23 protein-coding genes and 1 tRNA gene are annotated in these 23,909 nt (G+C 62.4%); 10 read left to right on the top strand and 14 right to left on the bottom strand.

Annotation, left to right across the window (positions count from 1 at the left end):
- Positions 1-82 precede the first annotated feature (82 nt).
- Positions 83-337 carry a CsbD family protein gene (locus tag NK8_RS15775; protein ID WP_061174628.1) on the top strand — a complete coding sequence of 85 codons (255 nt, stop codon included), beginning with the start codon at positions 83-85 and terminating at the stop codon, positions 335-337.
- A 77-nt stretch (positions 338-414) separates the two neighbouring features.
- On the opposite strand, the gene NK8_RS15770 is transcribed toward NK8_RS15775, so the two are convergent.
- From NK8_RS15770 to frc, 3 genes are all read right to left on the bottom strand, one after another.
- Positions 415-1,095: a hypothetical protein gene (locus NK8_RS15770; protein ID WP_213229864.1), complete on the bottom strand. Its 681-nt coding sequence runs from the start codon at positions 1,093-1,095 to the stop codon at positions 415-417.
- 11 nt (positions 1,096-1,106) lie between these two features.
- A complete protein-coding gene (locus NK8_RS15765) occupies positions 1,107-1,886 on the bottom strand; it encodes a fumarylacetoacetate hydrolase family protein (RefSeq protein WP_213229863.1) in 780 nt (259 codons plus the stop codon).
- A gap of 227 nt (positions 1,887-2,113) precedes the next feature.
- Positions 2,114-3,376 (bottom strand): formyl-CoA transferase, encoded by a 1,263-nt coding sequence (gene frc, locus NK8_RS15760; RefSeq protein WP_162067071.1) that lies wholly within the window; start codon positions 3,374-3,376, stop codon positions 2,114-2,116.
- Positions 3,377-3,768: 392 nt separating this feature from the next.
- Between frc and sucC the strand changes: the two genes are divergently transcribed.
- Together sucC and sucD are read left to right on the top strand one after the other, a co-directional pair.
- Positions 3,769-4,959 carry an ADP-forming succinate--CoA ligase subunit beta gene (sucC, locus tag NK8_RS15755; RefSeq protein WP_213229861.1) on the top strand — a complete coding sequence of 397 codons (1,191 nt, stop codon included), beginning with the start codon at positions 3,769-3,771 and terminating at the stop codon, positions 4,957-4,959.
- A 13-nt stretch (positions 4,960-4,972) separates the two neighbouring features.
- Positions 4,973-5,845, top strand: coding sequence for a succinate--CoA ligase subunit alpha (sucD, locus tag NK8_RS15750; RefSeq protein ID WP_213229859.1), 873 nt, complete (start codon positions 4,973-4,975; stop codon positions 5,843-5,845).
- 263 nt (positions 5,846-6,108) lie between these two features.
- Here the strand turns inward: sucD and NK8_RS15745 are convergent, their stop codons facing one another.
- The 5 genes from NK8_RS15745 to oxlT form a co-directional block, all read right to left on the bottom strand.
- Positions 6,109-6,840, bottom strand: a complete 732-nt coding sequence (locus tag NK8_RS15745; protein WP_162067068.1) for a GntR family transcriptional regulator — start codon at positions 6,838-6,840, stop codon at positions 6,109-6,111.
- Positions 6,830-7,051: a hypothetical protein gene (locus NK8_RS15740; RefSeq protein WP_162067067.1), complete on the bottom strand. Its 222-nt coding sequence runs from the start codon at positions 7,049-7,051 to the stop codon at positions 6,830-6,832. Before NK8_RS15740 ends, NK8_RS15745 begins: the two co-directional genes overlap by 11 nt.
- A gap of 114 nt (positions 7,052-7,165) precedes the next feature.
- Positions 7,166-8,179 (bottom strand): 2-dehydropantoate 2-reductase, encoded by a 1,014-nt coding sequence (locus NK8_RS15735; RefSeq protein ID WP_213229857.1) that lies wholly within the window; start codon positions 8,177-8,179, stop codon positions 7,166-7,168.
- A gap of 162 nt (positions 8,180-8,341) precedes the next feature.
- Entirely contained in the window at positions 8,342-9,280 is a 939-nt protein-coding gene (locus NK8_RS15730) for a LysR family transcriptional regulator (protein ID WP_213229855.1), read from the bottom strand.
- A 12-nt stretch (positions 9,281-9,292) separates the two neighbouring features.
- Positions 9,293-10,636, bottom strand: coding sequence for an oxalate/formate MFS antiporter (gene oxlT / locus NK8_RS15725; protein ID WP_162067064.1), 1,344 nt, complete (start codon positions 10,634-10,636; stop codon positions 9,293-9,295).
- 481 nt (positions 10,637-11,117) lie between these two features.
- On the opposite strand from oxlT, the gene NK8_RS15720 reads away from it, so the two are divergent.
- Positions 11,118-12,062, top strand: coding sequence for a LysR family transcriptional regulator (locus tag NK8_RS15720; RefSeq protein WP_162068201.1), 945 nt, complete (start codon positions 11,118-11,120; stop codon positions 12,060-12,062).
- Positions 12,063-12,159: 97 nt separating this feature from the next.
- Positions 12,160-12,498 (top strand): hypothetical protein, encoded by a 339-nt coding sequence (locus NK8_RS15715; RefSeq protein ID WP_213229853.1) that lies wholly within the window; start codon positions 12,160-12,162, stop codon positions 12,496-12,498.
- Between the two features lie 112 nt (positions 12,499-12,610).
- On the opposite strand, the gene NK8_RS15710 is transcribed toward NK8_RS15715, so the two are convergent.
- Positions 12,611-14,062, bottom strand: coding sequence for an aldehyde dehydrogenase family protein (locus tag NK8_RS15710; RefSeq protein ID WP_213229851.1), 1,452 nt, complete (start codon positions 14,060-14,062; stop codon positions 12,611-12,613).
- A gap of 203 nt (positions 14,063-14,265) precedes the next feature.
- Between NK8_RS15710 and NK8_RS15705 the strand changes: the two genes are divergently transcribed.
- From NK8_RS15705 to NK8_RS15690, 5 genes are all read left to right on the top strand, one after another.
- On the top strand, positions 14,266-14,607 hold the full coding sequence (locus NK8_RS15705) for a zinc ribbon domain-containing protein YjdM (RefSeq protein ID WP_213229849.1): 342 nt from the start codon (positions 14,266-14,268) through the stop codon (positions 14,605-14,607).
- A 320-nt stretch (positions 14,608-14,927) separates the two neighbouring features.
- Complete coding sequence (locus NK8_RS15700; protein ID WP_213229847.1) at positions 14,928-15,212, top strand: DUF333 domain-containing protein; 285 nt, start codon at positions 14,928-14,930, stop codon at positions 15,210-15,212.
- 102 nt (positions 15,213-15,314) lie between these two features.
- On the top strand, positions 15,315-15,449 hold the full coding sequence (locus tag NK8_RS43390) for a hypothetical protein (RefSeq protein ID WP_286202791.1): 135 nt from the start codon (positions 15,315-15,317) through the stop codon (positions 15,447-15,449).
- Between the two features lie 395 nt (positions 15,450-15,844).
- Positions 15,845-16,096, top strand: a complete 252-nt coding sequence (locus tag NK8_RS15695) for a hypothetical protein (RefSeq protein WP_213229845.1) — start codon at positions 15,845-15,847, stop codon at positions 16,094-16,096.
- Positions 16,097-16,370: 274 nt separating this feature from the next.
- Positions 16,371-17,282, top strand: coding sequence for a M23 family metallopeptidase (locus NK8_RS15690; RefSeq protein WP_213230379.1), 912 nt, complete (start codon positions 16,371-16,373; stop codon positions 17,280-17,282).
- 181 nt (positions 17,283-17,463) lie between these two features.
- On the opposite strand, the gene NK8_RS15685 is transcribed toward NK8_RS15690, so the two are convergent.
- From NK8_RS15685 to NK8_RS15665, 5 genes are all read right to left on the bottom strand, one after another.
- Positions 17,464-17,540, bottom strand: a tRNA-Ile gene (locus tag NK8_RS15685).
- Positions 17,541-17,666: 126 nt separating this feature from the next.
- Positions 17,667-19,724: an RNA polymerase sigma factor RpoD gene (gene rpoD / locus NK8_RS15680; RefSeq protein ID WP_162067058.1), complete on the bottom strand. Its 2,058-nt coding sequence runs from the start codon at positions 19,722-19,724 to the stop codon at positions 17,667-17,669.
- A gap of 372 nt (positions 19,725-20,096) precedes the next feature.
- Positions 20,097-21,980, bottom strand: a complete 1,884-nt coding sequence (gene dnaG, locus NK8_RS15675) for a DNA primase (RefSeq protein WP_213229843.1) — start codon at positions 21,978-21,980, stop codon at positions 20,097-20,099.
- Positions 21,981-22,001: 21 nt separating this feature from the next.
- The gene (locus NK8_RS15670; protein WP_162067056.1) at positions 22,002-22,448 is read right to left on the bottom strand and encodes a GatB/YqeY domain-containing protein; all 447 of its coding nucleotides are present in this window, start codon (positions 22,446-22,448) and stop codon (positions 22,002-22,004) included.
- A 216-nt stretch (positions 22,449-22,664) separates the two neighbouring features.
- Positions 22,665-23,891: an NAD(P)/FAD-dependent oxidoreductase gene (locus NK8_RS15665; protein ID WP_213229841.1), complete on the bottom strand. Its 1,227-nt coding sequence runs from the start codon at positions 23,889-23,891 to the stop codon at positions 22,665-22,667.
- Between the last annotated feature and the right edge of the window lie 18 nt (positions 23,892-23,909).

Raw genomic sequence — 23,909 nt, 5'->3', positions numbered from 1 at the left:
CGCTGGGCACGCGACGTGCTGTACTGGTGCGTTCCGGCGAAACCGGACTTACGAGAAACCGCTCAACCGAAAGGGAGGCACCATGGTGCAGGATCAAGTGGAAGGCGCGGCGCAAAAGGTCGTCGGCAAGGTGCAGGATGCGGTCGGCGCACTGACGGGCGATGAAGCCACGCAAGCCGAAGGCAAGGTACGGCAGGCGTATGGCACATTTCAGCAGAGCTACGGGCAGACTGTCGACAACGTGCGCCTGGCGGTCGCGAGCCAGCCGATTCAGGGCGTGCTGATCGCGGCGGCGGTCGGCTTCGTGCTCGGCGCGTTGTGGAATCGCGATCGTTGAGGTCGATGCGCGGCTCGCCGCGCGTATGACGAATCGACGCAAGGCCGGCTCGGGAAACCGCGCCGGCCTTGTCGTTTTCATGGCGTCTCGCGCGCGACGCCCAAAACAGCCGCGGTCCGCGCGCAGCCGATGGCGAGCGCGACGGCCGCCACCGCAAGCGCCCCATGCGTGCCATTGAACGCCGCCGTGGCCGCGAGGCCGCATGACGCCAGGCCGCTCAGCAGACTCGCGACGGGCACGCCGGCGCGGCCGCTCATTGCGAGCGACAAGTGCGCGCCGATGAGCGCGACCATCGCGATGACCGACACCACGGACAGCGCCCCCGACTGCGCGCCGAGCACATAGGCGAGCGCCGCGCACGCGCCGGCGCACACAAGATGCAGTGGCTGAAGGTTGACGCTTTCGCGGCGACGCGCCCACACACCGGCAAGACGGACCAGCGCGCCAACGGCGCCGCCCGCGAGCACCGCGTACGCGCTATTCGCGCTCGGCAACACCCACGCGGCGAACGCGATCGTTGCGAACAGCGCCTGCGTCGACGTGTTCGCCGCGCCCCGGCCGAAGCGAAAGCCGACGCATCCCGCGACGACCGCAAGCGACAACGCCATCGCACCCGGCGCGCCGCCCGCGCCGCACGCCACGATAAGCACCGCGCCGGCGGCCCACAACCCGCGCGAACGCGCCGCGTCCGCGCGCATCGAAGCGCCCGCCGACAGCGCCGCGAGCACGCAGAGCGCGCCGGCCAGAGCATCGGACATGTGTCGCTCCTTCAGGCGGCCAGGACGTTCGACAGCGTGCCGATGCCCGCGATCGACACATCCACGCGCGCGCCGTCCTTGATCGAGCCGACGCCGATCGAGGTGCCGCACGCGATCACGTCGCCGGGCACGAGCGTCATGTCCTGTGACAGCATGCTCACCTGTTCGGCGGGCGAGAAGATCATGTCGTCGAGTGGATAGTTCTGACGCTCGACGCCTTCGAGCGTCGTGACGACGTTCGATGTGCGCCAGTCGAACGTGGTCGCAATGGACGGCCCGAGGCAGGTGAAGGTATCGAAGCCCTTCGAGCGGCACCATTGCGCGAAGTTGGGATCTTCCTGCAACAGTTCGATCGCGGTGACGTCGTTCACGCAGGTATAGCCGAAGATCGCCGCTTCGGCCTCTTCCACCGACGCCCCGCTCACCGTCTTGCCGATCACGATGCCCAGTTCGCCCTCATACGCGATCTTGCCTTGATAGCTCTTCGGCCGGCGGATCGACTCGTGCGGCCCGATCACCGACATCGGCGGCTTGATCAGGAAAAGCGGATGCTGCGGCGGCGCCTTGTCGAGCTTCTGCGACAGTGCGTAGTAGTTGTTCCATAGCGCGATGACCTTGCTCGGCTGGCACGGCGCGAGCAAGGTGAGATCGTCAGCGGCGTAGGAGATGTCGGTCGGGCGCGGGTTGTCGAACATCGCGCCGTCGTGCTGCACGACGCGGCCCGAGTGTTGATCGAGCGTGCCGAAGCCAATGCTGCCGGCGCCATTGCGAAAACGAATCCAGTGTGTCAAGTGTTGCTCCCTGTTTAAAGGAGCGCGGGCGTACATGGCCCGCGCTCTCGTCCCCTCCTCCTGAAACTCAGATCAAGCCCGCGCTGAGCGCCCGCTTGTACTACGTTTCTGGACAACCGTGCTGTTCATGCTGGCGTGTCTCCATTTAGGGCGCGTCCGCTTTTGGACGTGATGATCCACGCCGCTCCCTTTCGAGGCGGCGGACGTGTGCGCGTTTCAGACAGCTTTCAGATGGCGCCGAGGCTTCTCAGCGTGGCGACCTGTTCGGGCGTGTAGCCAAGTTCGGCCATGACTTCGTCGGTATGCTCGCCGAGCAGCGGCGAGCGCTCGACTTCGGTCGGGCTGTCGGACAGCTTGATCGGGTTGCCGACCGTGAGGTATTTGCCGCGCACCGGATGATCCACTTCGACCACGGTGCCGGTCTTGCGCAGCGACGGCTCCTCGGCGATTTCCTTCATCGAGAGAATCGGGCCGCACGGAATGTCGTGCTTGTTGAGGATTTCCATCGCCTGGAACTTGGTCTTCGACATCGTCCAGCGCTCGATCTCGGCGAAAATGTCCTTCAGATGCGGCAGGCGCGCATTCGGCGTCTTGTAGTCCGGATGATCGATCCATTCCTCCTTGCCGATCACCTTGCAGATTTCGCCCCACACCGGCGCCTGCGTGATGAAGTAGATGTACGCGTTCGGATCGGTTTCCCAGCCTTTGCACTTGAGAATCCAGCCCGGCTGACCGCCGCCCGATGCGTTGCCCGCGCGCGGCACCGCTTCGCTGAACGAGCCGTTCGGGTATTGCGGGTATTCCTTCATCACGCCGGTGCGTTCGAGCCGCTGCTGGTCGCGCAGTTTCACGCGGCAGAGGTTGAGCACGCCGTCCTGCATCGCGGCGAGCACTTTCTGGCCGCGCCCGCTCGTGTTGCGCTGATAGAGCGCCGTGACGATGCCGAGCGCCAGATGCAGGCCCGTGCCCGAATCGCCGATCTGCGCGCCGGAGACGACCGGCGGGCCGTCGTCGAAACCGGTCGTGGAGGCTGCGCCGCCCGCACATTGGGCGACGTTTTCGTAGACCTTGCAATCCTCGTACGGCCCCGGCCCGAAGCCCTTCACGGAGGCGACGATCATGCGCGGATTCAACTCCTGGATGCGCTCCCACGTGAAGCCCATGCGATCGAGCGCGCCCGGCGCAAAGTTCTCAACGAGCACGTCGCACTTCTTCACGAGCGTCTCGAGCACCTTCTTGCCCTCGGGATTCTTCGTGTCGATGGTGATCGAGCGCTTGTTGTGGTTCAGCATCGTGAAGTAGAGGCTGTCGGCGTCGGGAATGTCACGCAGCTGTTCGCGCGTGATGTCGCCCGAGCCTGCGCGCTCCACCTTGATGACGTCCGCGCCGAACCATGCGAGCAGTTGCGTGCAGGTCGGGCCGGACTGAACGTGCGTGAAATCCAGGATACGCACGCCGTCCAGCGCCTTGCCAGAAGTCTTAAGCGTCATGGTTTTGTCTCCCAAGTCTTACGTTCAACGTTTATAGGTTCACATTTATTTGTACATCGTATGCGCGATCGCGCCAGGCGATCGTGTCGCTTCACGTGATATACAATATTCCAGACACAAAATTAGTCAACAGTGTTCCGCTCGTCGAAAACCCTGTGACGCACCGCACGATCGCCTGAAACACCCGCTGCTAAACGATTTCAGTCGTGGTTACGCTGCGCCGCGTCAAAACGTGTACCCGTTCGTCTCTAATTAAGTGCCTACCTGACGATCGCACAGGCGTGCATCGAAGTATTTTGCACGCCGTGAAATGTGATATACAGTATTTCAGCGCGTGATCTACGCGTTTTTTTGTGTCGCGCGCATTCCCATCAGAGGACATTGGAGACGCAATGAACATCCACGAATATCAGGCGAAGGCGCTGCTGCGAAAGTACGGCGTCGCGGTTCCAGAGGGCCGCGTCGCCTTTTCCGCGCAGGAAGCCGCCGATGCGGCGCGCGCGATCGGCGGTCCGGTCTGGGTCGTGAAATCGCAGATTCACGCGGGCGGCCGCGGCGCCGGCCGCTTCGCCAACGATCCGGACGGCAAGGGCGGCGTGCGGGTCGTGAAATCGGTGGACGACGTGCGCGAGAACGCGCAGAAAATGCTGTCGTCGGTGCTCGTGACCAAACAGACCGGCGCGGCGGGCAAGGAAGTGAAGCGGCTCTATATCGAGGAAGGCTGCGACATCGCGCGCGAGCTTTATCTCGGCATGCTCGTTGATCGCGCCACGTCGCGCATCACGATCATGGCGTCGACCGAAGGCGGCATGGAAATCGAGGAAGTCGCGCATCGCACGCCGGAAAAGATTCTCAAGGTGGCGATCGATCCCGCCACCGGGCTACAGCCCTTTCACACGCGACAGATCGCGTTCGGGCTCGGCCTCGTGGGCAAGCAAGTCAGCGCCGCGTCGAAATTCATCAGCGCGCTGTATCAGGCCTTCGTCGATCTGGATGCGTCCATCGTCGAAGTGAATCCGCTCGTCGTGACCGGCTCGGGCGACGTGATGGCGCTCGACGCCAAGCTCAATTTCGACGACAACGCGCTCTATCGCCATCCGGATATCGAAAAGCTGCGCGACGAGGACGAGGAAGATCCCGCCGAAATCGAAGCGGCGAAGCACGGCCTCAACTACGTGAAGCTCGACGGCAACATCGGCTGCATGGTGAACGGCGCCGGTCTCGCGATGGCCACGATGGACATCATCAAGCTCTACGGCGGCGAGCCCGCGAACTTTCTCGACGTCGGCGGCGGGGCGACGCAGGAGCGCGTCGCGACCGCTTTCAAGCTGATCCTGCGCGATCCGAAGGTGCAAGGGATTCTCGTCAATATCTTCGGCGGCATCATGCGTTGCGACGTGATCGCGCAAGGCGTGGTCGCGGCCGCGCGCGAAATCGATCTGAGCGTGCCGCTCGTCGTGCGCCTCGCCGGAACGAACGTCGATGCGGGCCGCGAAATTCTGCGCACCTCCGGCCTCACCATCATTGCCGCCGAAAATCTCGCCGACGCCGCCGACAAGATCGTCAGCGCCGTCCATCATTGAGAGGAAGCCCGACATGAGCGTCTTGATCAACAAGGATACGAAAGTGATTTGCCAGGGCTTCACTGGCGCGCAGGGCACGTTTCATTCGGAACAGGCAATCGCGTACGGCACGCGCATGGTCGGTGGCGTGACGCCCGGCAAGGGCGGCACGACGCATCTGGATCTGCCCGTGTTCGACACCGTCGCCGATGCGGTCGACAGAACCGGCGCCGATGCGTCCGTGATCTACGTGCCGCCGCCCTTCGCCGCCGACGCGATTCTCGAAGCCATCGATGCGCACGTGCCGTTCATCGTCTGCATCACGGAAGGCATTCCGGTGCTCGACATGCTGCGCGTGAAGCGCGCCCTGAGCGGCTCGAACAGCCGGCTCGTCGGGCCGAACTGTCCGGGCGTCATCACGCCGGGGCAATGCAAGATCGGCATCATGCCGGGGCATATCCATCAGCCGGGGAAGATCGGCGTGGTGTCGCGCTCGGGCACGCTCACCTATGAAGCCGTCGCGCAGACGACTGCGGCCGGGCTCGGCCAGACGACGTGCATCGGCATTGGCGGCGATCCGGTGAACGGGACGAACTTCATCGACTGTCTCTCGCTCTTTCTGGAAGACGACGCGACCGAAGGCATCATCATGATTGGCGAGATTGGCGGTTCGGCGGAGGAAGAGGCCGCGCAGTTCCTGAAGGACGCGAAGACGAAGAAGCCGGTCGTGGGTTTCATCGCCGGCACGACCGCGCCGCCGGGACGCCGCATGGGTCACGCGGGAGCGATCATCTCGGGCGGCTCGGGCACCGCGAGCGCGAAGATCGACGCGATGAAGTCCGCGGGCATTCACGTCGCGGATTCGCCCGCCACGCTCGGCGAAACGATGCTGCACGCAATACGGTAATCGTCACGAATGCGGCACAATTCAACGTGCCGCATCATTCTTTACATTTTCATTACGCGACTGAAGTAGAATCGCAGGTTGATCTCAACCTCGTTCGACGGAGTCGCCGTGATTCGTCTCTTCTACACTTCAGTCGCCGCGCTGTTGCTTGCCATGACGATCGAGCAAGCGTTGGCAATCCCGGTTCTGTAACTCAGAACGCAAAAAAGGCCGCCCGGCAAACGCCACGCGGCCTTTTTCAATGCTGGCGCTTCAATCCGGCATCAATCCAGAAAGTCGCAATTCGCCTCGACAAACGCCGCCAGATCCAGCGAGTGCTGCTTCACGAGCCGTTCGACCAGTTCCGTGTCGCGCTTCTCCAGCGCCTCGATGATACGCATGTGATCGACGATCGAGCGCGATGCCCGGTCGCTCTGCGAGATCGTCATCTTACGGATCGCGCGCACGTGCACGAAGATGTTCTTGATCGTGTCGAAGATGATTTCCGACTTCGCCAGCCGCACGATCGCGGAATGGAACGAGATGTTCGCTTCCGAATACTCGTCGATATGCTCGGCCGGGGTCGAGTCGCGGAAGTTGTCGAACATGTGCCGCAACTGCGCGATTTCCGCGTCTGTCGCGCGCTGCGTCGCGAGGCGCGCCGCCATGCTCTCCAGCGCCGCCCACATATGAATCATCTCGACGATCTCGCGCTTGGTCTTGCGCAGGATATAGACGCCGCGCCGTGGCACCGTGCGCAGAAAGCCTTCCTGCTCGAGCAGCGTCATGGCCTCGCGGATAGGCGTGCGCGAGACGCCGAGCGCTTCGGTCAGCTCTTTTTCGTCGAGACGGATTTCTTCGCGCGAACGGTAGATGTCCGCGTCTGCGATCGCCTGCCGCAGTTTCGCGTACGCCTGGTCGCGCAGCGAAACCGTGGCATTGATCGGTTCCAGCGAAAGGGTGAGTCCCGTGGACCGAACGTCCGGCCTGTCTACCGATTGAGTATCAGATGGCATTGATGGCTTGATTTCCCAAGTGCGGACGGCGAGCGTCGACACGCTTGCCCGAACCGCCGTTCTGATCTTCCGCCGCGAGTCCGGCGAAGCGACCGTGATTCTGTGCGCGCTGCAGCATGCTCTGCGGCACCGACGACGCAATCATAAACGTAACACCCGCACCAACGGCAACCAGCGCGAATCCGACAACCACCAACAGGGCGATGCTCATTTCAGGCTCCAGTCAAATCACTCAAGAGCCCTCAGTATATGCTGCGTCGCAGCAGAACGCAACGTATTTTGCATCTTGTATATCAGAAACAACGCTGGCGCCTTCGTCTGCAGTTTAGGCGGCTTTTTGGGATTGCGGGAGCGGCAATGCCTTCGCCGTGCCCTGATTCACTCCCTCGCGCAGCTTGATCAATGCAAGAACCGCATCGAGCATCGGCGTCTCGACGTGCACCAGGCGGCCGATTTCCTGCACGACGGTCATCAAGGGATCGATTTCCATCGGCCGGCCGGCTTCGCAGTCCATCAGCATCGACGTCTTGTGTGCGCCGACCGCGCCCGCGCCGTTGATGCGCCGCTCCACGTCGACACGGAAGTTCACGCCGATCCTGTCGCCGATAGCCTTCGCCTCCAGCATCATCGCCTTCGAGAGCGCGCGCGTGCCGGGATCGCTCGTCAGCACGTCGAGCGTCGCGCCGGTCAGCGCGCTGATCGGGTTGAAGCAAAGGTTGCCCCAGAGCTTCAGCCAGATCTCGTCGCGGATGTTGTCGCGCATCGGCGCTTCCATGTCCGCCTTGGCCATCATGTCGTGCAGCGCCTGCAACCGCGGCGTGATCTCCCCGCTCGGTTCGCCGATCGGGAACTTCTTGCCGTAGTGATGCTCGATGACGCCCGGCTCCGCGATCTCCGCCGCCGGCAGCAGCACGCAACCGATGGCCCGCTGCGGTCCGAACACGTCCCATTGCCGGCCGCCCGGATCGACGCTCTGCAGTTTCGTGCCTTCCAGCTCGCCGCCGTGCTTGTAGAAATACCAGTAAGGCAGTCCATTGACGGCCGTGACGATCGCCGTTTCCGGGCCGAGCAGCGGCGGAATCAGGTCGACGACCGCCGGTATCGAATGCGCCTTCAACGCGATGATCACGAAATCCTGCGGGCCCAGTTCGGCGGGGTTGTTCGTGCAGCGCACCTTGACGACGTGCTCTTCACCGTCGATCCGAAGCTTGACGCCGTTCGCCTGCATGGCCGCCAGATGCGGTCCGCGCGCGACGAAACTGACGTCCGCACCCGCGCGCGCCAGTTGCGCACCCATATAGCCGCCGATCGCGCCGGCGCCGTACACGCAGATTTTCATGGTTCGTCTCCTGAGGGTTTGTAGCTTTTTAGCCTTCTGATATACAAGATACTACATTCCGTATCGAGCAAGGACAAGGCGAATCGTACATATGCGGACGAGCGAAAACCCGCATGCGCCAAGCGTGCCGCGGGTGTGCGATGTGGGAAGAAAACGCGTCGGTCAGGCCTCGACGGCCTGGCCCGTGATGAGAGTATGCGACGAGGATGCGATGAAGTGTGACCAGACGTTCGCCGCGCTGGCCCGCAATGCGCGGTTCTTGCGCCGCACGAGCATGATGGTGCGCGAGGCGTTCGGCATGAGCGGGATGAAGCGCGACTGCACGCTGTCGCACGCGGTGCGCGCGTGCATCGGCAGAATGCCGATGCCCAGACCGGCTTCGGCCATGCGCGCAACCGCCGTCGCCTGCGTGAGTTTCTGACGCACCGCGCCGGTCACCCCGTGCAGCGCGAGCGCCGCTTCGATGGCGGCGAGGCTGCCGGTGTCGTCATCGAGAAGGAGAATCGGCGTTCCGCGCAGTTGCTGCCAGTCGATGCGCCCGGCCACGCTCAGCCGGTGCGACGCGCCGACGACGGCGGCAAAACCATCGGCGAAAAGCGGCTCGGCGGCGAGTTCGTCGAGACTGTCCGGCGCGATGACCACGCCCATTTCCGCCTCGCCCGAGCGCACGAGCTGCAAGACCGCGTTCTGCGGACGATCCATCACGACGACCGTGATGTCCGGCAGACGCTCGCGACATGAACCGAGCAGCGCGGGCAAGACGCTCGCCGTCAGACCGCAACTGCTCGCGAGATTCACCACGCCCGGCTCACCGCCTTCCTGCGGGCGCAGTCTGAGCGTCGCTTCCAGTTCCTCGACGAGCGGCGCGATGCGCGCGAGCAGGCGGCGGCCGGTATCCGTCAGCGCGACCTGCCGCGTGGTGCGATCGAAAAGCCGCAGCGCGATTTCGTCTTCGAGTTCGCGGATGCTGCGGCTGACCGCCGATTGCGTGATGCCGAATTCGTCGCCCGCGCGCGTGAAGCTGCGATGCCGCGCGAGCGTGACGAACAGCCTCAGTTGATGCAGCGAGACGCTGAGTGACGGAAGCTGTTCGCGCGCCATGCCCCGGCCGCCTTACTGAACCGTCTTCGATGCGTCCCAGCCCGTCTGGAACGATGCATTGACCGGCGATTCCGACGACGTCTCGGTGACTGTGTTCTCGATCCAGCGGCGGCGCATCGGCGCGAGCACGAACTTGGCGCACAGGCCCGCCGCGATCGACGTGATCGCGGTAGCGATGAACACCGCGTTCCACGAGCCGATCGACGCGAGCACCGAGGCGAGCGGCACCAGCATCGACGCCGTGCCTTTCGCCGTGTACAGCGTGCCCGCGTTGGCGGCGGCGTATTTGCTGCCGAAGGTATCGGCGCAAGTCGCCGGGAAGATCGAGAAAATCTCGCCCCAGCACAGGAACGTCATCGCCGCGAACAGCATGAACAGATACGGGTTGTGCCCGAACTCCATCAACCCGAGCAGCGCGACGCCTTCACCAAGGAAAATGAAGAACATCGTGTTCTCGCGGCCGATCTTGTCGGAGATGAAGCCGCACAGCGGACGCGTGAAGCCGTTGCAGAGGTTATCGATGGAAAGCGTCATCGCGAGCAGCGGCAGCGTGACGCCGAGCAGGTTCACCGGCATCTTCGCGAAGCCGTATTCCTTCGCGATCGGCCCGAACTGCGCGGTGGCGATCACGCCGCCCGCCGCGACGAACACGAACATCAGATACAGCACCCAGAAGAGCGGCGTACGCACCATCTGTCCGGTCGTGTAGTCGATTTTCGTCGACACGACGCGTTTCGCCGGCACGATGCCCTTGGGCGGATTCGGACGCACCAGCATCAGCGCGAGCAGGAAGATGCACACGCCCTGAAAGATGCCGAAGAACATGAAGGCCTGCTCGTAGCCCGAGCTCTGGATCATGTTGGAGATCGGAATCACCGTGACGGCCGCGCCCGCGCCGAAGCCCGCCGCGGTCAGACCCGCCGCGAGACCGCGCTTGTCCGGGAACCACTTGAGCGCCGTGCCGACGCAGGTGCCGTACACGCATCCCGCGCCGATGCCCGCGACCACCGCGCCGATATACAGATGGATGAGACTGGTCGCGTTCGCGTCGATGATCCAGCCGAGCGCCGCGCAGATCGATCCGCCGATGACGACGGGCCGCGGCCCGAATTTATCGACGAGCCAGCCTTCGACTGGCACGAGCCAGGTTTCAGTGACGATGAAAATAGTGAAGGCGGTTTGAATCGCCGCTTGCCCCCAGTGATGCTTCGCATCCATGGGTACGACGAAGAGTGTCCACGCGTATTGAAGATTGGCGACCAGCCCCATGCATATGATGCCGATCGTTAGCTGAAACCATCTGTTGTGATGACGCCCGTGCGATTGCCCGGACACAATCGTGTCTGCGCTTGCCATGTCTGTCTCCGTTATCTGTCTCAGCGCTCGTGTGGCGCTTGATGTGCTGCGAGAAGCCGGCGCATTGCGTCGGCGGCGAGCGGTCGGTCAGGGGAAATGCTCGGTCCAGGCGGCGTGGGCGTGAGGCCGTCTGTCCCGTATGTCGCGCGTCGTGCGCGTGGTGAATTGGGCGATCGATTCGCACATCTGGCAGGCATCCGCGTCAGGCGATCGACAAATCATTTCAAGCGATTCCCAATAAAGTTCGGATGGTTGATGCGGCCCTTTTCGGGCTTCATCTGTTGCGGAGTGATGCTTTTTGACGCTGTGCAGCATGAAGGCCAACGCTCGGGGTTCAGCATGGCCGTTCGTGCTAACCACGACTGTCCGCCTTACAACGATCCAAGGCGTGAAAGCATCGTGGAGGAGAAAAACGATTAAGGAAAGTAAGAAAAAATTATTGTATAAATTAGGTATCGTTAATGGATGAAGGATTGCCGTGCTGCGCAACGCCACCCTGCGTCAACTGAAGATCTTCGAAACCGTCGCCCGACGACTCAGTTTTTCCCGCGCCGCCGAGGAGCTGTACCTCACGCAGCCCGCAGTATCGACGCAGGTCAAGCAGCTGGAGGAGCATGCCGGGTTGCCGCTGTTTGAGCAATTAGGGAAAAAAATCTACCTGACGCCCGCCGGGAATGAAATGCTTCATTACAGCCGGTCGATTCTGGAGCAGTTCCGCGAGGCGGACGACGCGATGGCGCGGCTCAAGGGAATTTCGGGCGGCACGCTCAACGTCGCGGTGATCAGCGCGGGCGACTATTTTTTCCCCCGATTACTGGCGGCTTTCACTCGGCGTAACACCGATGTCAGGCTGAATCTCGCAGTGCACAACCGCGAAGAATTGCTGCATCAGCTTTCCGATAATCTGACCGATCTCGCCGTGATGGTGCGCCCGCCGCGCGACATGGATACGGTCAACGTGTCGTTCGCGCCGCATCCGTATGTGATCGTCGCGCCGCCGGATCATCCGCTGGTCGGCCGCAGGAACGTTCCGCTCGAAGCGCTCGCCGATGAACCGTTCATCGTCCGGGAGCGCGGTTCGGATACCTGGAATTCGATGGAAGAAGGCTTTGCCGGCCGGCTTTCGAACCTGAATGTCGCGATGGAGATCACCAGCACCGAAACGATCAAGCAGGCCGTGATCGCGGGCATGGGCGTGAGTTTTCTGTCCGCGCACACGATCAGCATGGAATTGCAGGTCGGCAAGCTGGCGGTGCTCGATATCGAGGGTTTTCCCGTGATGCTCAACTGGTTCGTCGTGCACCGGAACAACAAGCGTTTGCCGCCGGTGGCGCTCGCCTTCAAGCAGTTTTTGATCGAAGAAGGCGCTGCGCAGATCGAAGCGATTACGCAGATCGTCGCGAAGACGGGTAAACCCAATACATAACGCTTGATGAATACATAAACAAAAAAGGTTTAACTATCGTATATGGATCGTGTTCCCTATTCTCCATTCATGCCCCACGGCCATACAGGAGACGATCATGATCCACGCAACGCACCACGATGACCGCGAAGTCCAGGCGCAAGTCTGCGCGTTCAACACCGCTTTCGAAGAACTCGACCTGATGTTCCGTTGGGATGCACATACGTATCGCTCGCTCGCGTCGGCGGACAGCGATTACGGCAAGATCGCGCAGTTCGTCGAATCGCACTGTCCGCATCTGCTGAAGGCGTACAGCGCGGAGTTTCTCTGCCAGGCGATCGTCGAGCGCAAGAATTCGACTATCGAAGCGTGCCGGCAGAACACCGTTCAATATGAAGACAGCACGCAACGGGCGCGGCTTTGGCGAGCGCGCAACCAGGAAACGGCGCGCGTCTGACAGTTCACTGATATCGATGCGGGCGGTCCGGATTCTTCGGACCGCCGTTTTGCGTTCGGTCGCCGAAGGTGATGCGCCGCGGATGCCCGCGGCGGCTGCATGACCTGCGGCATCAGGGCGTCAGCGCGATCCAGACGGCTTTCGGCTCGGTGAAATTTTCGATGGCGACATCGCCATGTTCGCGGCCGAAGCCCGAATCGCCGCCGCCGCCCCAGGGCAGGCGCACATCCGTGAAGCCGTAGGTATTGACCCAGACCGTGCCTGCCTTCAGTTCGGCGGCCATCCGATGCACGCGGCCGATATCCGCGCTCCACACGCCTGCAGCGAGACTATAGGCGGTGCCGTTGGCGATGCGCAGCGCGTCGGCTTCGTCATCGAAGGGAATGACGCTCGCGACCGGCCCGAAGATCTCTTCCTGCGAAATTCGCATCTCATGCTCGACGTTGGCGAACACGGTAGGCTCGACGAAATAGCCGCGCTCGCCCACGCGCTTGCCGCCCGCGACGAGCGATGCGCCCTCTTCCTTGCCGATATCCACATAGTCCAGCACGCTCTTCATCTGCTTGGCCGAAATGAGCGGGCCCATATTGGTTTCGCGTTTGGACGGATCGCCGAGCTTGATCGTCTGCGCGCGCTGGGCGAGGCGCTCGACGACTTCATCGTAGACAGCGCGTTGGGCAAGAATGCGCGAGCCCGCCGAGCAGACTTGTCCGGCGTTGAAGAAGATGCCCGACGCGGCGGCGCGCACGGCGCTATCGATATTCCCGTCCGCGAAAATCACGTTGGCGGACTTGCCGCCGAGTTCCAGCGTGACGCGCTTGAAATTGCCCGCCGCGCCTTGCAGGATGCCACGCCCGACGGACGGCGAACCGGTGAACGTCACCTTGTCGACACCCGGATGCGCGACGAGCGAATCCCCGACGACCGAACCCTTGCCCGTCACGATGTTGAGCACGCCAGGCGGCACGCCCGCTTCCAGCGCGAGCCGTCCGATCATCAGTGCGGAGAGCGGTGTGATTTCTGCCGGCTTCACGATCAACGTGCAGCCGCATGCGAGCGCCGGCGCGATCTTCCACATGCCGATCATCAGCGGAAAATTCCACGGGACGATCGCCGCGACCACGCCGACGGGCTCGCGCACGGTGTAGGTGAGCGCATCGGGGCGCGCGGGCACGACCTGTCCGTTGATCTTGTCGCACCAGCCGGCGTAGTAGGCGAGCGTATCGATGGCGGCGGGCACGTCCTGGCGCTGCACGCCGGCGATCGGCTTGCCTGCGTCGAGACTTTCGAGGGCCGCCAGCTCTTCTTGATTTTCGCGAAGCAGGTCGGCGAGCTTCATCAGGATGCGGCCGCGCTCGGCGGCGCGGATCGCGTTCCAGGGCTTGAGCGCGGCGCGCGCCGCCTGCACCGCGCGATCGACATCAGCCGATGTGCCTTGCGCCACGCGCGCGATGGGGTTTTCGGTCGCCGGGTCCAGGTTGGTCGAGTACTCGCCGCCACTCGGCGGGACGAATTCGCCGTTGATCAGCAATTCGTAGCGCTTCAAGTCCGCTGTGCTTTCCATGTCTCACTCCATGTGCTTTTAAGAACTAGTTCATGTTGGAGCAGAAATTCCGTTCACGAAAGCAAAACATTTTTATCATTTGCATAGGGCGGAATGTATGGGGGAATATAGCGATGGGTCGGACCGTCTGTCGCGTCGTCTCGGCGTCCGACGGCGCTATACTTCCCGCCTTCCATATCGCCGCGAGGCATCAAGCAATACGTATGAACGCACTACCTCCCTGTCCGCAATGCCATTCGGGATTCACATACGAAGACGCTGGCATGTACATCTGCCCCGAATGTGCGCACGAATGGTCCACGCAGATGAGCGCCGCGTCGGAGCCCACCGCAAAGGTTTATCGCGATTCCGCCGGGAACGTTCTTCATGATGGCGACACTGTGACTGTCATAAAGGATCTCAAACTCAAGGGCGGTGGTGGAGTGGTCAAGATGGGCACCAAAGTCAAGAACATTCGCCTCGTCGATGCCGATCATGACATCGACTGCAAGATCGAAGGGTTTGGTGCTATGAGTCTTAAGACGGAGTTTGTTAGAAAGGTTTGATTTTTTTTCGCGGTGTGACGCGCTTCGGCCAATGCGCGCGAGCGATCTCCTGCTTTCCTGGTCCTATTTGACGCACGATTTTGATAAAGGCGGGGCGCCCTTGCATTGAGCTTGCGGGCGCGCTCAACGCGACATGAATCAAAATCAATGGTCAAAAGAAAACCCTTGAAAATTTCATTTGCATTCCGAATCAGTATTTCCGCAATATTTTTAGCTTAAAAGTGCTCCATGGGTGGGCGATTGGTCAAAGACCGCCGACTCAACAGGCGCCGTCGACATAGCCAGGGATGACTGAATTTCTAACCGGAGAATACTGATTCATGCTCAAGCCCGTTCCTGTCTTAATCTCGTGTCTTTCTTTGTTGGCGGCTTGCGCGCAACCGCATCCGCCGAGCGCAAATGCATCCGCGAATCAACCTGCTTCGCGGGCCGACGCGCGGATCGGCCTTGCAAATCCGGCATCCGTGAATTGCGCTCGCCAAGGCGGAACGCTGCAAATCGTCGATACCAGCAACGGCCAGCTCGGCATGTGCCGCTTTCCCGATGGCCAGTCATGCGAGGAATGGGCGCTACTTCGCGGCGAATGCAAAGTAGTGGGACTCTAACCAGGTCGCGGGACCGATATTTTTGAGACACGTCCGATGGAGACACAACCCGGTTTATCTCAAAATTAGTCCTGTCCGAAACGCAACCGAGGTGAAACAGTCATGAGCCCCTTCTTCCTGATCGATGTCGCAGCGCTGTCCCGCCAGGCTGCTCTGCCGCGCAATCCCCTGCAAGAAGCCGTTCCAACGACGATGATCGAAACGCTGGTCCGTCTGCTCACTTCACTGTTTCACTAATCGATGTGTGCGTAGGCGGTCGACTGGATGCAGGTCGTGCCTCTACGCGATCAGCCCGTTCTCGCGCATCGGCGCAGTACACATTGACCATGCCGATATGCGTCTTCACTCGATTGCGGCTGTTCACTGAGCATCCGCTGGCAGTCGGCGGCGAGCGCCTCGTGTCGGTGCCCGAAGCGGGACCATGACATGACAACAGGCAGATGCACCTGCGGATAAACGGGAGCACTGCGATACAAAGTGGCAGACGTTTAAGACTTGTCTGATGGGACCTCGATACCATGTTGCTCAGAATTTTCAGCTCGAACGCGAGTTGCGTGCCGCGATGCCGTTGGCGCTGATCGTTTCGTCGAAATTCTCTGAGCCCACGTCCCGAACAACGGGAAGGAAGTATCGTGTTTCTGACACCCGCTCAACGCAAGTCCCTGATGGAATCAACCATTCCGCATAAGGGCGCCGGCAGCCGAATTGCCGCCATCGATGCCGTCGTCGCACGGCTGCGTCACGAAAATCCCAACGCGTTTCATTTCACACAATCGCTCGAACAGCGGGTGTTCTTTCACGCGCCAGACAGCGACATTCCGCATCTCGCTGCCATCAAGCCCCAGTCTCACAGTTCACAGCGTGAAGGCCGCTCCGCCGACTAAACCGCAGCCAGCGTCGCGTCCGGCATCAGCTTGAAACGCCGTGCGATCGACAGCGCAAAGGCGCCGGCGCGCGAGCAGCGGCGCGCCGTCTGCGCCATAGTCTGGACTGTCGACCGCTGTGCAGTTGCGGCTTACTCCCTTATCCCAAATTTCTCTGATTCGTCCGATAGGCGGAGATCTGACGCGCTCCTACCATCTCACAATTGGAAATTAGTTACAGGGGAGTAAGGGTGGCGACAGTCGTCTCGCGCTCGAAGAGCATCTGTATATCGTGATGCGGCGCGGCGCGCTGCGTGCCATCGTTGGCACCGCCTGCGCGGCGGTCGCGCTCTCGTTGGCTGCCGGCCTTGCGCTGGGGCACTACAGCGCCGCGCCGCTGCGCGTCCGCCACGAGCCTGCGAGGTCTTCCTTCGCCCCGTCCGTCGCATCTCCCTCCCCTTACGCGGCAGCCGAGTTCGCGCGCCTGCAGGCCGCGAATGCCTCGCTGGATGCGCGCGCCGAGCAGCTCGCCGCGCAACTGGACGCCCTCAGCGCGTTTGACCAGCGCCTGCGCGCGCGATCGCCGCTCGCGACCGCCACGAAGGCAGTCGCAGGGACGTCAGCGCGCGGGGCTTATAGCGATGCCGAGGGCGGCCCGGAACTGCCGCCGCGACCTTGCCAAGCGGCCGGCGCGCATCCAGATCCGCAAGTCGCCCGCGGCGAACTCGACTGCCTCGCGGCGACGCTCGCCACGCTCGAACAGGGCGTAGCCGAGCACGAGGCGGCACTGCGGGCGTTCCCGGGGCGCCGACCGCTCGCGCTCGGACGCACCGGTTCCCCGTTTGGCAACCGCCTCGACCCATTCACGCACCATCCGAGTTTCCATCCGGGCGTGGATCTGGTCGCCCCGACGGGCACCCCGATCCTCGCGGCCGCCGGCGGCCGCGTGATCCACGCTGGGCCGATGCCCGGCTATGGCAATACCGTCGAGATCGATCACGGTAACGGCTTTATAACGCGCTACGCTCATGCCTCGAAGATCGAGGTTCGCGTCGGACAGCGTGTGCAGCCGCGCGAAGCGATCGCTGAGGTTGGCTCGACCGGGCGCTCGACCGGTCCGCACCTGCACTTCGAAGTGCGCGTGGGCGGCCAACCGGTCAACCCGGCCGACTATCTCGCGCTTTTTGCGAACGATTCCGATGCGTGAAATTCGCCCCGATGTTCGGGATAGAAGTAACAAGGAATACGAAATAACGTGGCGATAACACAGGCTTCGGACGCCCGAGGCGGTGTCATGACCCACTGACATCCTTGAACGGTCCCTGAATGGTCTTATCAAGGTCAGAAAACAGCGCTTCTGCTGATCGTTTGATTCAACGAAGAAAGAATGGTGGGCCGGGTGGGGCTCGAACCCACTATCGGTCGATTATGAGTCGACAGCTTATACCAGTTAAGCTTCCGGCCCTTTTGCACGCAAAGGGCAAAAAGAAAGCGCCATTATCGGCGCTTTCTGTTACTTCCGAACATTGCGCAGCGCGGCTTTCGAAGGGTAGCGAGTTTGCCTCACAACGCCTCTCAAAACAAGTCCCTGTCAGTTCCCTTCCAGGAATGACTTCAACTTGTCCGACCGACTCGGATGCCGCAGCTTGCGCAGCGCCTTCGCTTCGATCTGGCGAATCCGCTCACGGGTGACATCGAACTGCTTGCCGACTTCCTCGAGCGTGTGATCCGTGCTCATCTCGATCCCGAAGCGCATGCGCAGCACTTTGGCTTCGCGCGGCGTCAGCGAGTCGAGCACATCCTTCACGACATCGCGCATCGACGCGTGCAGCGCCGCATCGGACGGAGCGACGGTATTCGTGTCCTCGATGAAATCGCCGAGGTGCGAATCGTCGTCGTCGCCGATCGGCGTTTCCATGGAGATCGGCTCCTTCGCGATCTTCATGATCTTGCGGATCTTGTCCTCCGGCATTTCCATCTTCTCGGCCAGCGTCGCCGGGTCCGGCTCGAGACCGGTCTCCTGCAAAATCTGACGCGAGATGCGGTTCATCTTGTTGATCGTCTCGATCATGTGAACCGGAATGCGGATCGTACGCGCCTGGTCCGCAATCGAACGCGTGATGGCCTGACGGATCCACCACGTCGCATAAGTCGAGAACTTGTAACCGCGCCGATATTCGAACTTGTCCACCGCCTTCATCAGGCCGATGTTGCCTTCCTGGATCAGATCGAGGAACTGCAGGCCACGGTTCGTGTACTTCTTCGCGATCGAAATCACGAGACGCAGGTTCGCCTCCGTCATTTCGCGCTTCGCCTGACGCGCCTTCAGTTCGCCCGCGGCCATCTGACGGTTGGTTTCCTTCAGGTCCTTCAACGGCAGCACGACGCGCGCCTGCAGATCGAGCAGACGCTGCTGCTGTTCGCGGATCGCCGGAATATTGCGCTCCAGCACCGCGCTGTACTCGTGCCCTTCCGCAACGACCTTGTCGGACCATTCGAGATCGGTCTCGTTGCCGGGGAAGCGCGTGATGAACTCCGCGCGCGGCATGCCGCACTTGTCGACCACGGTATGCAGAATCTGCCGCTCGACCTGCCGCACCTCGTCCACTTGCGCGCGCAACGTATCGCACAGACGCTCGACGGTGCGCGCCGTGAAGCGGATGTTCATCAGCTCGGTCTGGATGGCTTCCTGCGCCTTCAGATACGCCTTCGACTTGTAGCCTTCCTTCTCGTAGGCACGGCGCATCTTGTCGAACCATTCGCTGATCAGCGCGAACTTCTCGAGCGACTGGGCTTTCAGAGCTTCCAGCTGCGCGGCGTTGGCGCTGGCCTGCGCGCTGCCGTCGTCCTCTTCTTCCTCTTCCTCGTCGCTCTCTTCCTCGGTTTCCTCCTCCTCGGATTCGATCGCCTCCGCTTCCTGCTCGGAGAAACCGTCCGTGTCCTGCGCATTCGGATCGAGCAGGCCATCGACGAGTTCATCGACGCGCACTTCCTCGTTCTGGACGCGCTCGGCCATCGCCAGGATGTCCGCGATGGTGGTCGGGCAAGCGGAGATCGCCATGACCATGTGCTTGAGACCGTCTTCGATCCGCTTGGCGATCTCGATTTCGCCTTCGCGCGTCAGCAGTTCGACCGTGCCCATCTCGCGCATGTACATACGCACCGGGTCGGTCGTGCGGCCGAATTCGGAATCGACCGTGGAAAGCGCGACTTCGGCTTCTTCCTCGACTTCGTCGTCGGAGGAGGCATTCGGCGCGTTGTCGTTCAGCAGCAGCGTTTCGGCATCGGGCGCTTGCTCATACACCGCCACGCCCATGTCATTGAACGTGCTGATGATGCCTTCGATCGCCTCGGTTTCCGTGAAGTTGTCGGGCAGATGATCGTTGATCTCGCCGTACGTGAGGAAGCCGCGCTCCTTGCCGAGCTTGATGAGCGCGCGCAGCTTGCCGCGCCGCTCCTCGAGTTCCTCGACGGTGCCGGGCGCGCTCGACGAGAACGCGTCCTTCAGCAGTGCCTTTTCCTTCGCGCGGCGATCGCGAGCCCTGGCCTTCTCGACCTTCGCCGCGGGAGCGGCGCCAGACTCTGCGTTTTGCATTGCGTCGTCTTCGACGGATACATCGTTCAGCTTTTTCGTCATGGAGTTCGCCATACCGGCTTTAGTCTCGACTCGCGGCTGCTGGACAACAGCCGATGGAACCGTGAATACCCAATCTGCGCACGCTGCTTCGTCCTGCGTGCCCTGCCCGGGGCGCCATCGCGGATCGAACGAGTGTGAATCGTCTTCTCGCCCTACCCTCAATAGCAGCCGCTTCCCTTATGCCCGTCTGTTCGTCGGCGTGCTTACCGGCCCGTTTCGTGTGATTTATGCGGCGCGCACCACGTATGAGCACACCGCACCGCCGCTCGAAACGCCGATTCAGCCCGCGCCTTCCTGCTTCTATCCCGCTGCTCTTCCTCTACCCGAAAACGCCTCAACAGTTGACAAAAAGCAATCCTTTTTGAACTTTCGATTATAGCATTCTCATTTTCCGGCATCCCGGCTCGCGCCCCGTCCAGCCTTGATCTGAGCGACTTTCGTCGACAGATCCGAGAACTCCGCGACCTCTTCCGCCGACAGACTCGACTGCCGCGCCATTTGATCCAGCCGTGCGCGATAGCTGTCATGCCGTAGCTTCACCACCGTCGCCTGCAACTCCTCGGCGAGCAGGCGCTTCTGTTCCTCGACACGCTGCGCCGCGTCCTCGTCCGACGGATCGCGCATCAGCAAATCGCGAACGTTTTCATCATAGGCGAGAATTTCCTGGAAGATATCTTCGTACGTGGGCGCATTTGCTGCATTTCTCAAGACGTCCGAGAGCATCTGGAATTCCGCCTCGCCGCCGAGTTCGCGCGCGTGACCGATCACTTCGCTGAAAATTTCGCCGTGCTCGGTCATGGTGACGAGGGTGCGCTCGCTGTCCTGATCGAGCGCCACCGCGATGCCCGGATACATCACCAGATTGCGCAAGGCGCGTTGCTCCTGACCCGTCACGCGACGGCGTTCGCTCTTCGGCACGTTCGCGCGGGCGACCGCCGCGGCGCGCGAATCGATGTCGCACAGCGCGGCGATCTCCGTGAACGGCGTGTCGAGCCGGTCCGCGAGCATATGCAGGATCTGCACCCGCAGCGCGTTCGCGGGCAGCGCCTGCAGCAGCGGCTTCGCGTCGAAGAGCGCTTTCGCGCGGCCTTCGGGCTGCTCCAGTTCCTTGTCGTTCAACACCTCATTCAGCAGGAATTGCGACATCGGCATCGCGCGATCGATCTGCTCGCCGAATCCGTCGGTGCCGAACTCGCGCACGTAGCTGTCCGGATCATGCTCTTTCGGCAGGAACAGAAACTTGATCGTCCGATTGTCCGCCGCGTGCGGCAGCGCCGCCTCCAGCGCGCGGCGCGCGGCGCGCCGGCCAGCCGAATCGCCGTCGAAACTGAACACCACGGTATCCGTCTGACGAAACAGCTTTTGCACGTGGATCGGCGTGCAGGCCGTGCCGAGCGTCGCCACGGCGTTCGCAAACCCGAGTTGCGCGAGTGCGACGACGTCCATATATCCTTCGACGACGAGCACGTAGCCCAGTTCGCGAATCGCCAGACGCGCCTCGAACAGCCCGTACAGCTCGCTGCCCTTGCTGAACAGCGGCGTCTCCGGCGAGTTCAGATATTTGGGCTCGCCGCCGTCGAGCACGCGCCCGCCGAAGCCGATCACGTTGCCCTTCACGTTGCGGATGGGAAACATCACGCGCTCGCGAAAGCGGTCGTAGCGCCGTGCCTGTCCTTGCGAATCGGTCTTCTCGCTGACGATCACGAGCCCCGATTCCACCAGGTTGTCATTCCGATAATCGGGAAACGCGGTTTCGAGGTTCTGCCAGCCGTCCGGCGCATAGCCGAGGCCGAAACGCGCCGCGACCTCGCCCGTCAGACCGCGCTTCTTCAAATAAGCGATGGCGTTCGGCGCGCCGCGCAGTTGCTTGCGATAGAAATCGCAGGCGGTCTGCATGACTTCGGTCAACGCGACGCTGACCGCCTTGCTCGGCGCGCTTTCGCCACCGCCGCTGCCGCCACGGAAGTTGTTCGAAGGCTCCTGCGGCACCGTCAGCCCCGCGCCTTGCGCAAGGTCCTTCACGGCCTCGGGGAAGGTGAGACCCGTGTGCTCCATCAGAAAGCCGATCGCGGTGCCGTGCGCGCCGCAGCCGAAGCAGTGATAGAACTGTTTGGTCGGGCTGACGGTGAACGACGGGCTCTTCTCGTTGTGGAACGGGCAGAGCCCCATGAAGTTCGCGCCGCCCTTTTTCAACTGGACGTAACGGCCCACCACGTCGACGATGTCGACGCGGTTGAGCAAATCCTGCAGGAATGCGTGCGGAATCACCGATCGAATAAGCCGCGGCGGTTACTTGGCGAGTGCGGCCTTCACCTGCGCCGAAACCGCGGTCATGTCGGCCTTGCCGGCAAGTTTCGGCTTGAGCACGCCCATCACCTTGCCCATGTCCTGCGGACCGGCGGCGCCTGTCGCGGCGACGGCGGCCTGGACCTCGGCGGCGATCGCTTCGGCGGAGAGCTGTTCGGGCATGTACGCCGCGAGCACCACCAGTTCCGCTTTTTCCTTGTCGGCGAGATCGGTGCGGCCCGCGGCTTCGAACTGGCTGATCGAATCCTTGCGCTGCTTGATCATCTTGTCGATGACGGCGGTGATGCCCGCGTCGTCGAGCGTGACGCGATCGTCGACTTCGCGCTGCTTGATTCCCGCGAGCAGCAGGCGAATCGTGCCGAGGCGCTCGGTTTCCTTTGCGCGCATGGCAGTCTTCATGTCGTCGTTGATCTGGTCTTTGAGGCTCATCTTTCACCCGTTGCAATTGCGAAAATATGGATTCCGACCGGCGTCTGGGCTATCCCGCGAAAGCAAAAACCCGCTTGGGAACGCTTCCTCAAGCGGGACTTTTCGCGGGTCGTTCCGGCGCCTGCCAGAGCGGAGAGGACCCTCCTCCGATGACCGTCTGAGTATAGCAAACGGGTTCGCGTTTCGAGACTCGCCAAAACCCCCGGCCAGGCGCGCTCAGGCGGCGCTCGCCGCGTCTCGCGCGAGCTCGGCGGCGGCCTTTCCAGCCGCCACGCCCGACGCCCACGCCCACTGGAAGTTGTAGCCGCCGAGCCAGCCGGTGACATCCACCGCCTCGCCGATGAAATAGAGCCCGGGCATGCGTTCGCTCATCATCGTCGCCGACGAAAGCTCGCGCGTGTCGACGCCGCCGCGCGTGACTTCGGCCTTGCGATAGCCTTCGGTGCCGCTCGGCGTGAGCGTCCAGTCCGACAGCGACGCGCCGAGTGCCTTCAGGGTGCGGCCGGGCAGATCGGCGAGCCGCGCATCGACGGACACGCGCTGCGCCTCGAGCCACACATGCGCGAGACGCGCCGGCACGTGCTCGCCCAGAAAATTGCCGATCTGCTTTTTCGAGCCCGCTTTCGCCTCGATCAGCATCTGGGTGGCGTCGACATCGGGAAGCAGATCGACGTGAATCGGCTCCGACGTATTCCAGTAGCTCGAAATCTGCAGCACGCCGGGCCCCGACACGCCGCGATGCGTGAGCAGCAAGTCCTCGTCGAACTCGCCGCGTGTCTTGCCCTTTCCCGCGCTGATGCGAACCGGCAACGAGAGTCCCGAGAGCGCGGCGAACGGCGCCCAGTCAGCCGACGTGAATGTGAGCGGCACGAGCGCCGGACGCGTATCGACGAGCGTGTGGCCGAACTGCTTTGCGACGCGATAGCCGAAATCCGTCGCGCCGATCTTCGGAATCGACAGGCCGCCGGTCGCGATCACGAGCGCCGCCGCGCAGATCGCGCCCGCGCTCGTATCGAGCGCGAAACGCGCGCCATCGTGCCGGATCTCATGCACGGCGACCGGACGCCGCCACGCGACGCCGCCCGCATCGCACTCGCTTTTCAGCACGTCGATGATGGTGTCGCTGGAGTCGTCGCAAAAGAGCTGGCCTTTGTGCTTCTCGTGCCATTTGACGCGGTACTGCTTGAGCAGCGCGAGAAAATCGCGCGGCGTGTAGCGCGCGAGCGCGGAGCGGCAAAAATGCGGATTCGCCGACAGAAAATTGGCCGGCTGCGCATTGACGTTGGTGAAGTTGCAGCGTCCGCCGCCGGAGATGCGGATTTTCTCGGCGAGACGTTCGGCGTGGTCGATGAGCACGACGCGGCGCCCGGATTGAGCGGCCACGGCCGCGCACATCATGCCGGCCGCGCCCGCGCCGATGACGGCGATATCGAAGGATTCCATGGCGCGCATTTTACCTTC

The organism is Caballeronia sp. NK8 (assembly GCF_018408855.1).
GTDB lineage: Bacteria > Pseudomonadota > Gammaproteobacteria > Burkholderiales > Burkholderiaceae > Caballeronia.
This window is presented reverse-complemented; position numbering and strand designations above follow the sequence as displayed.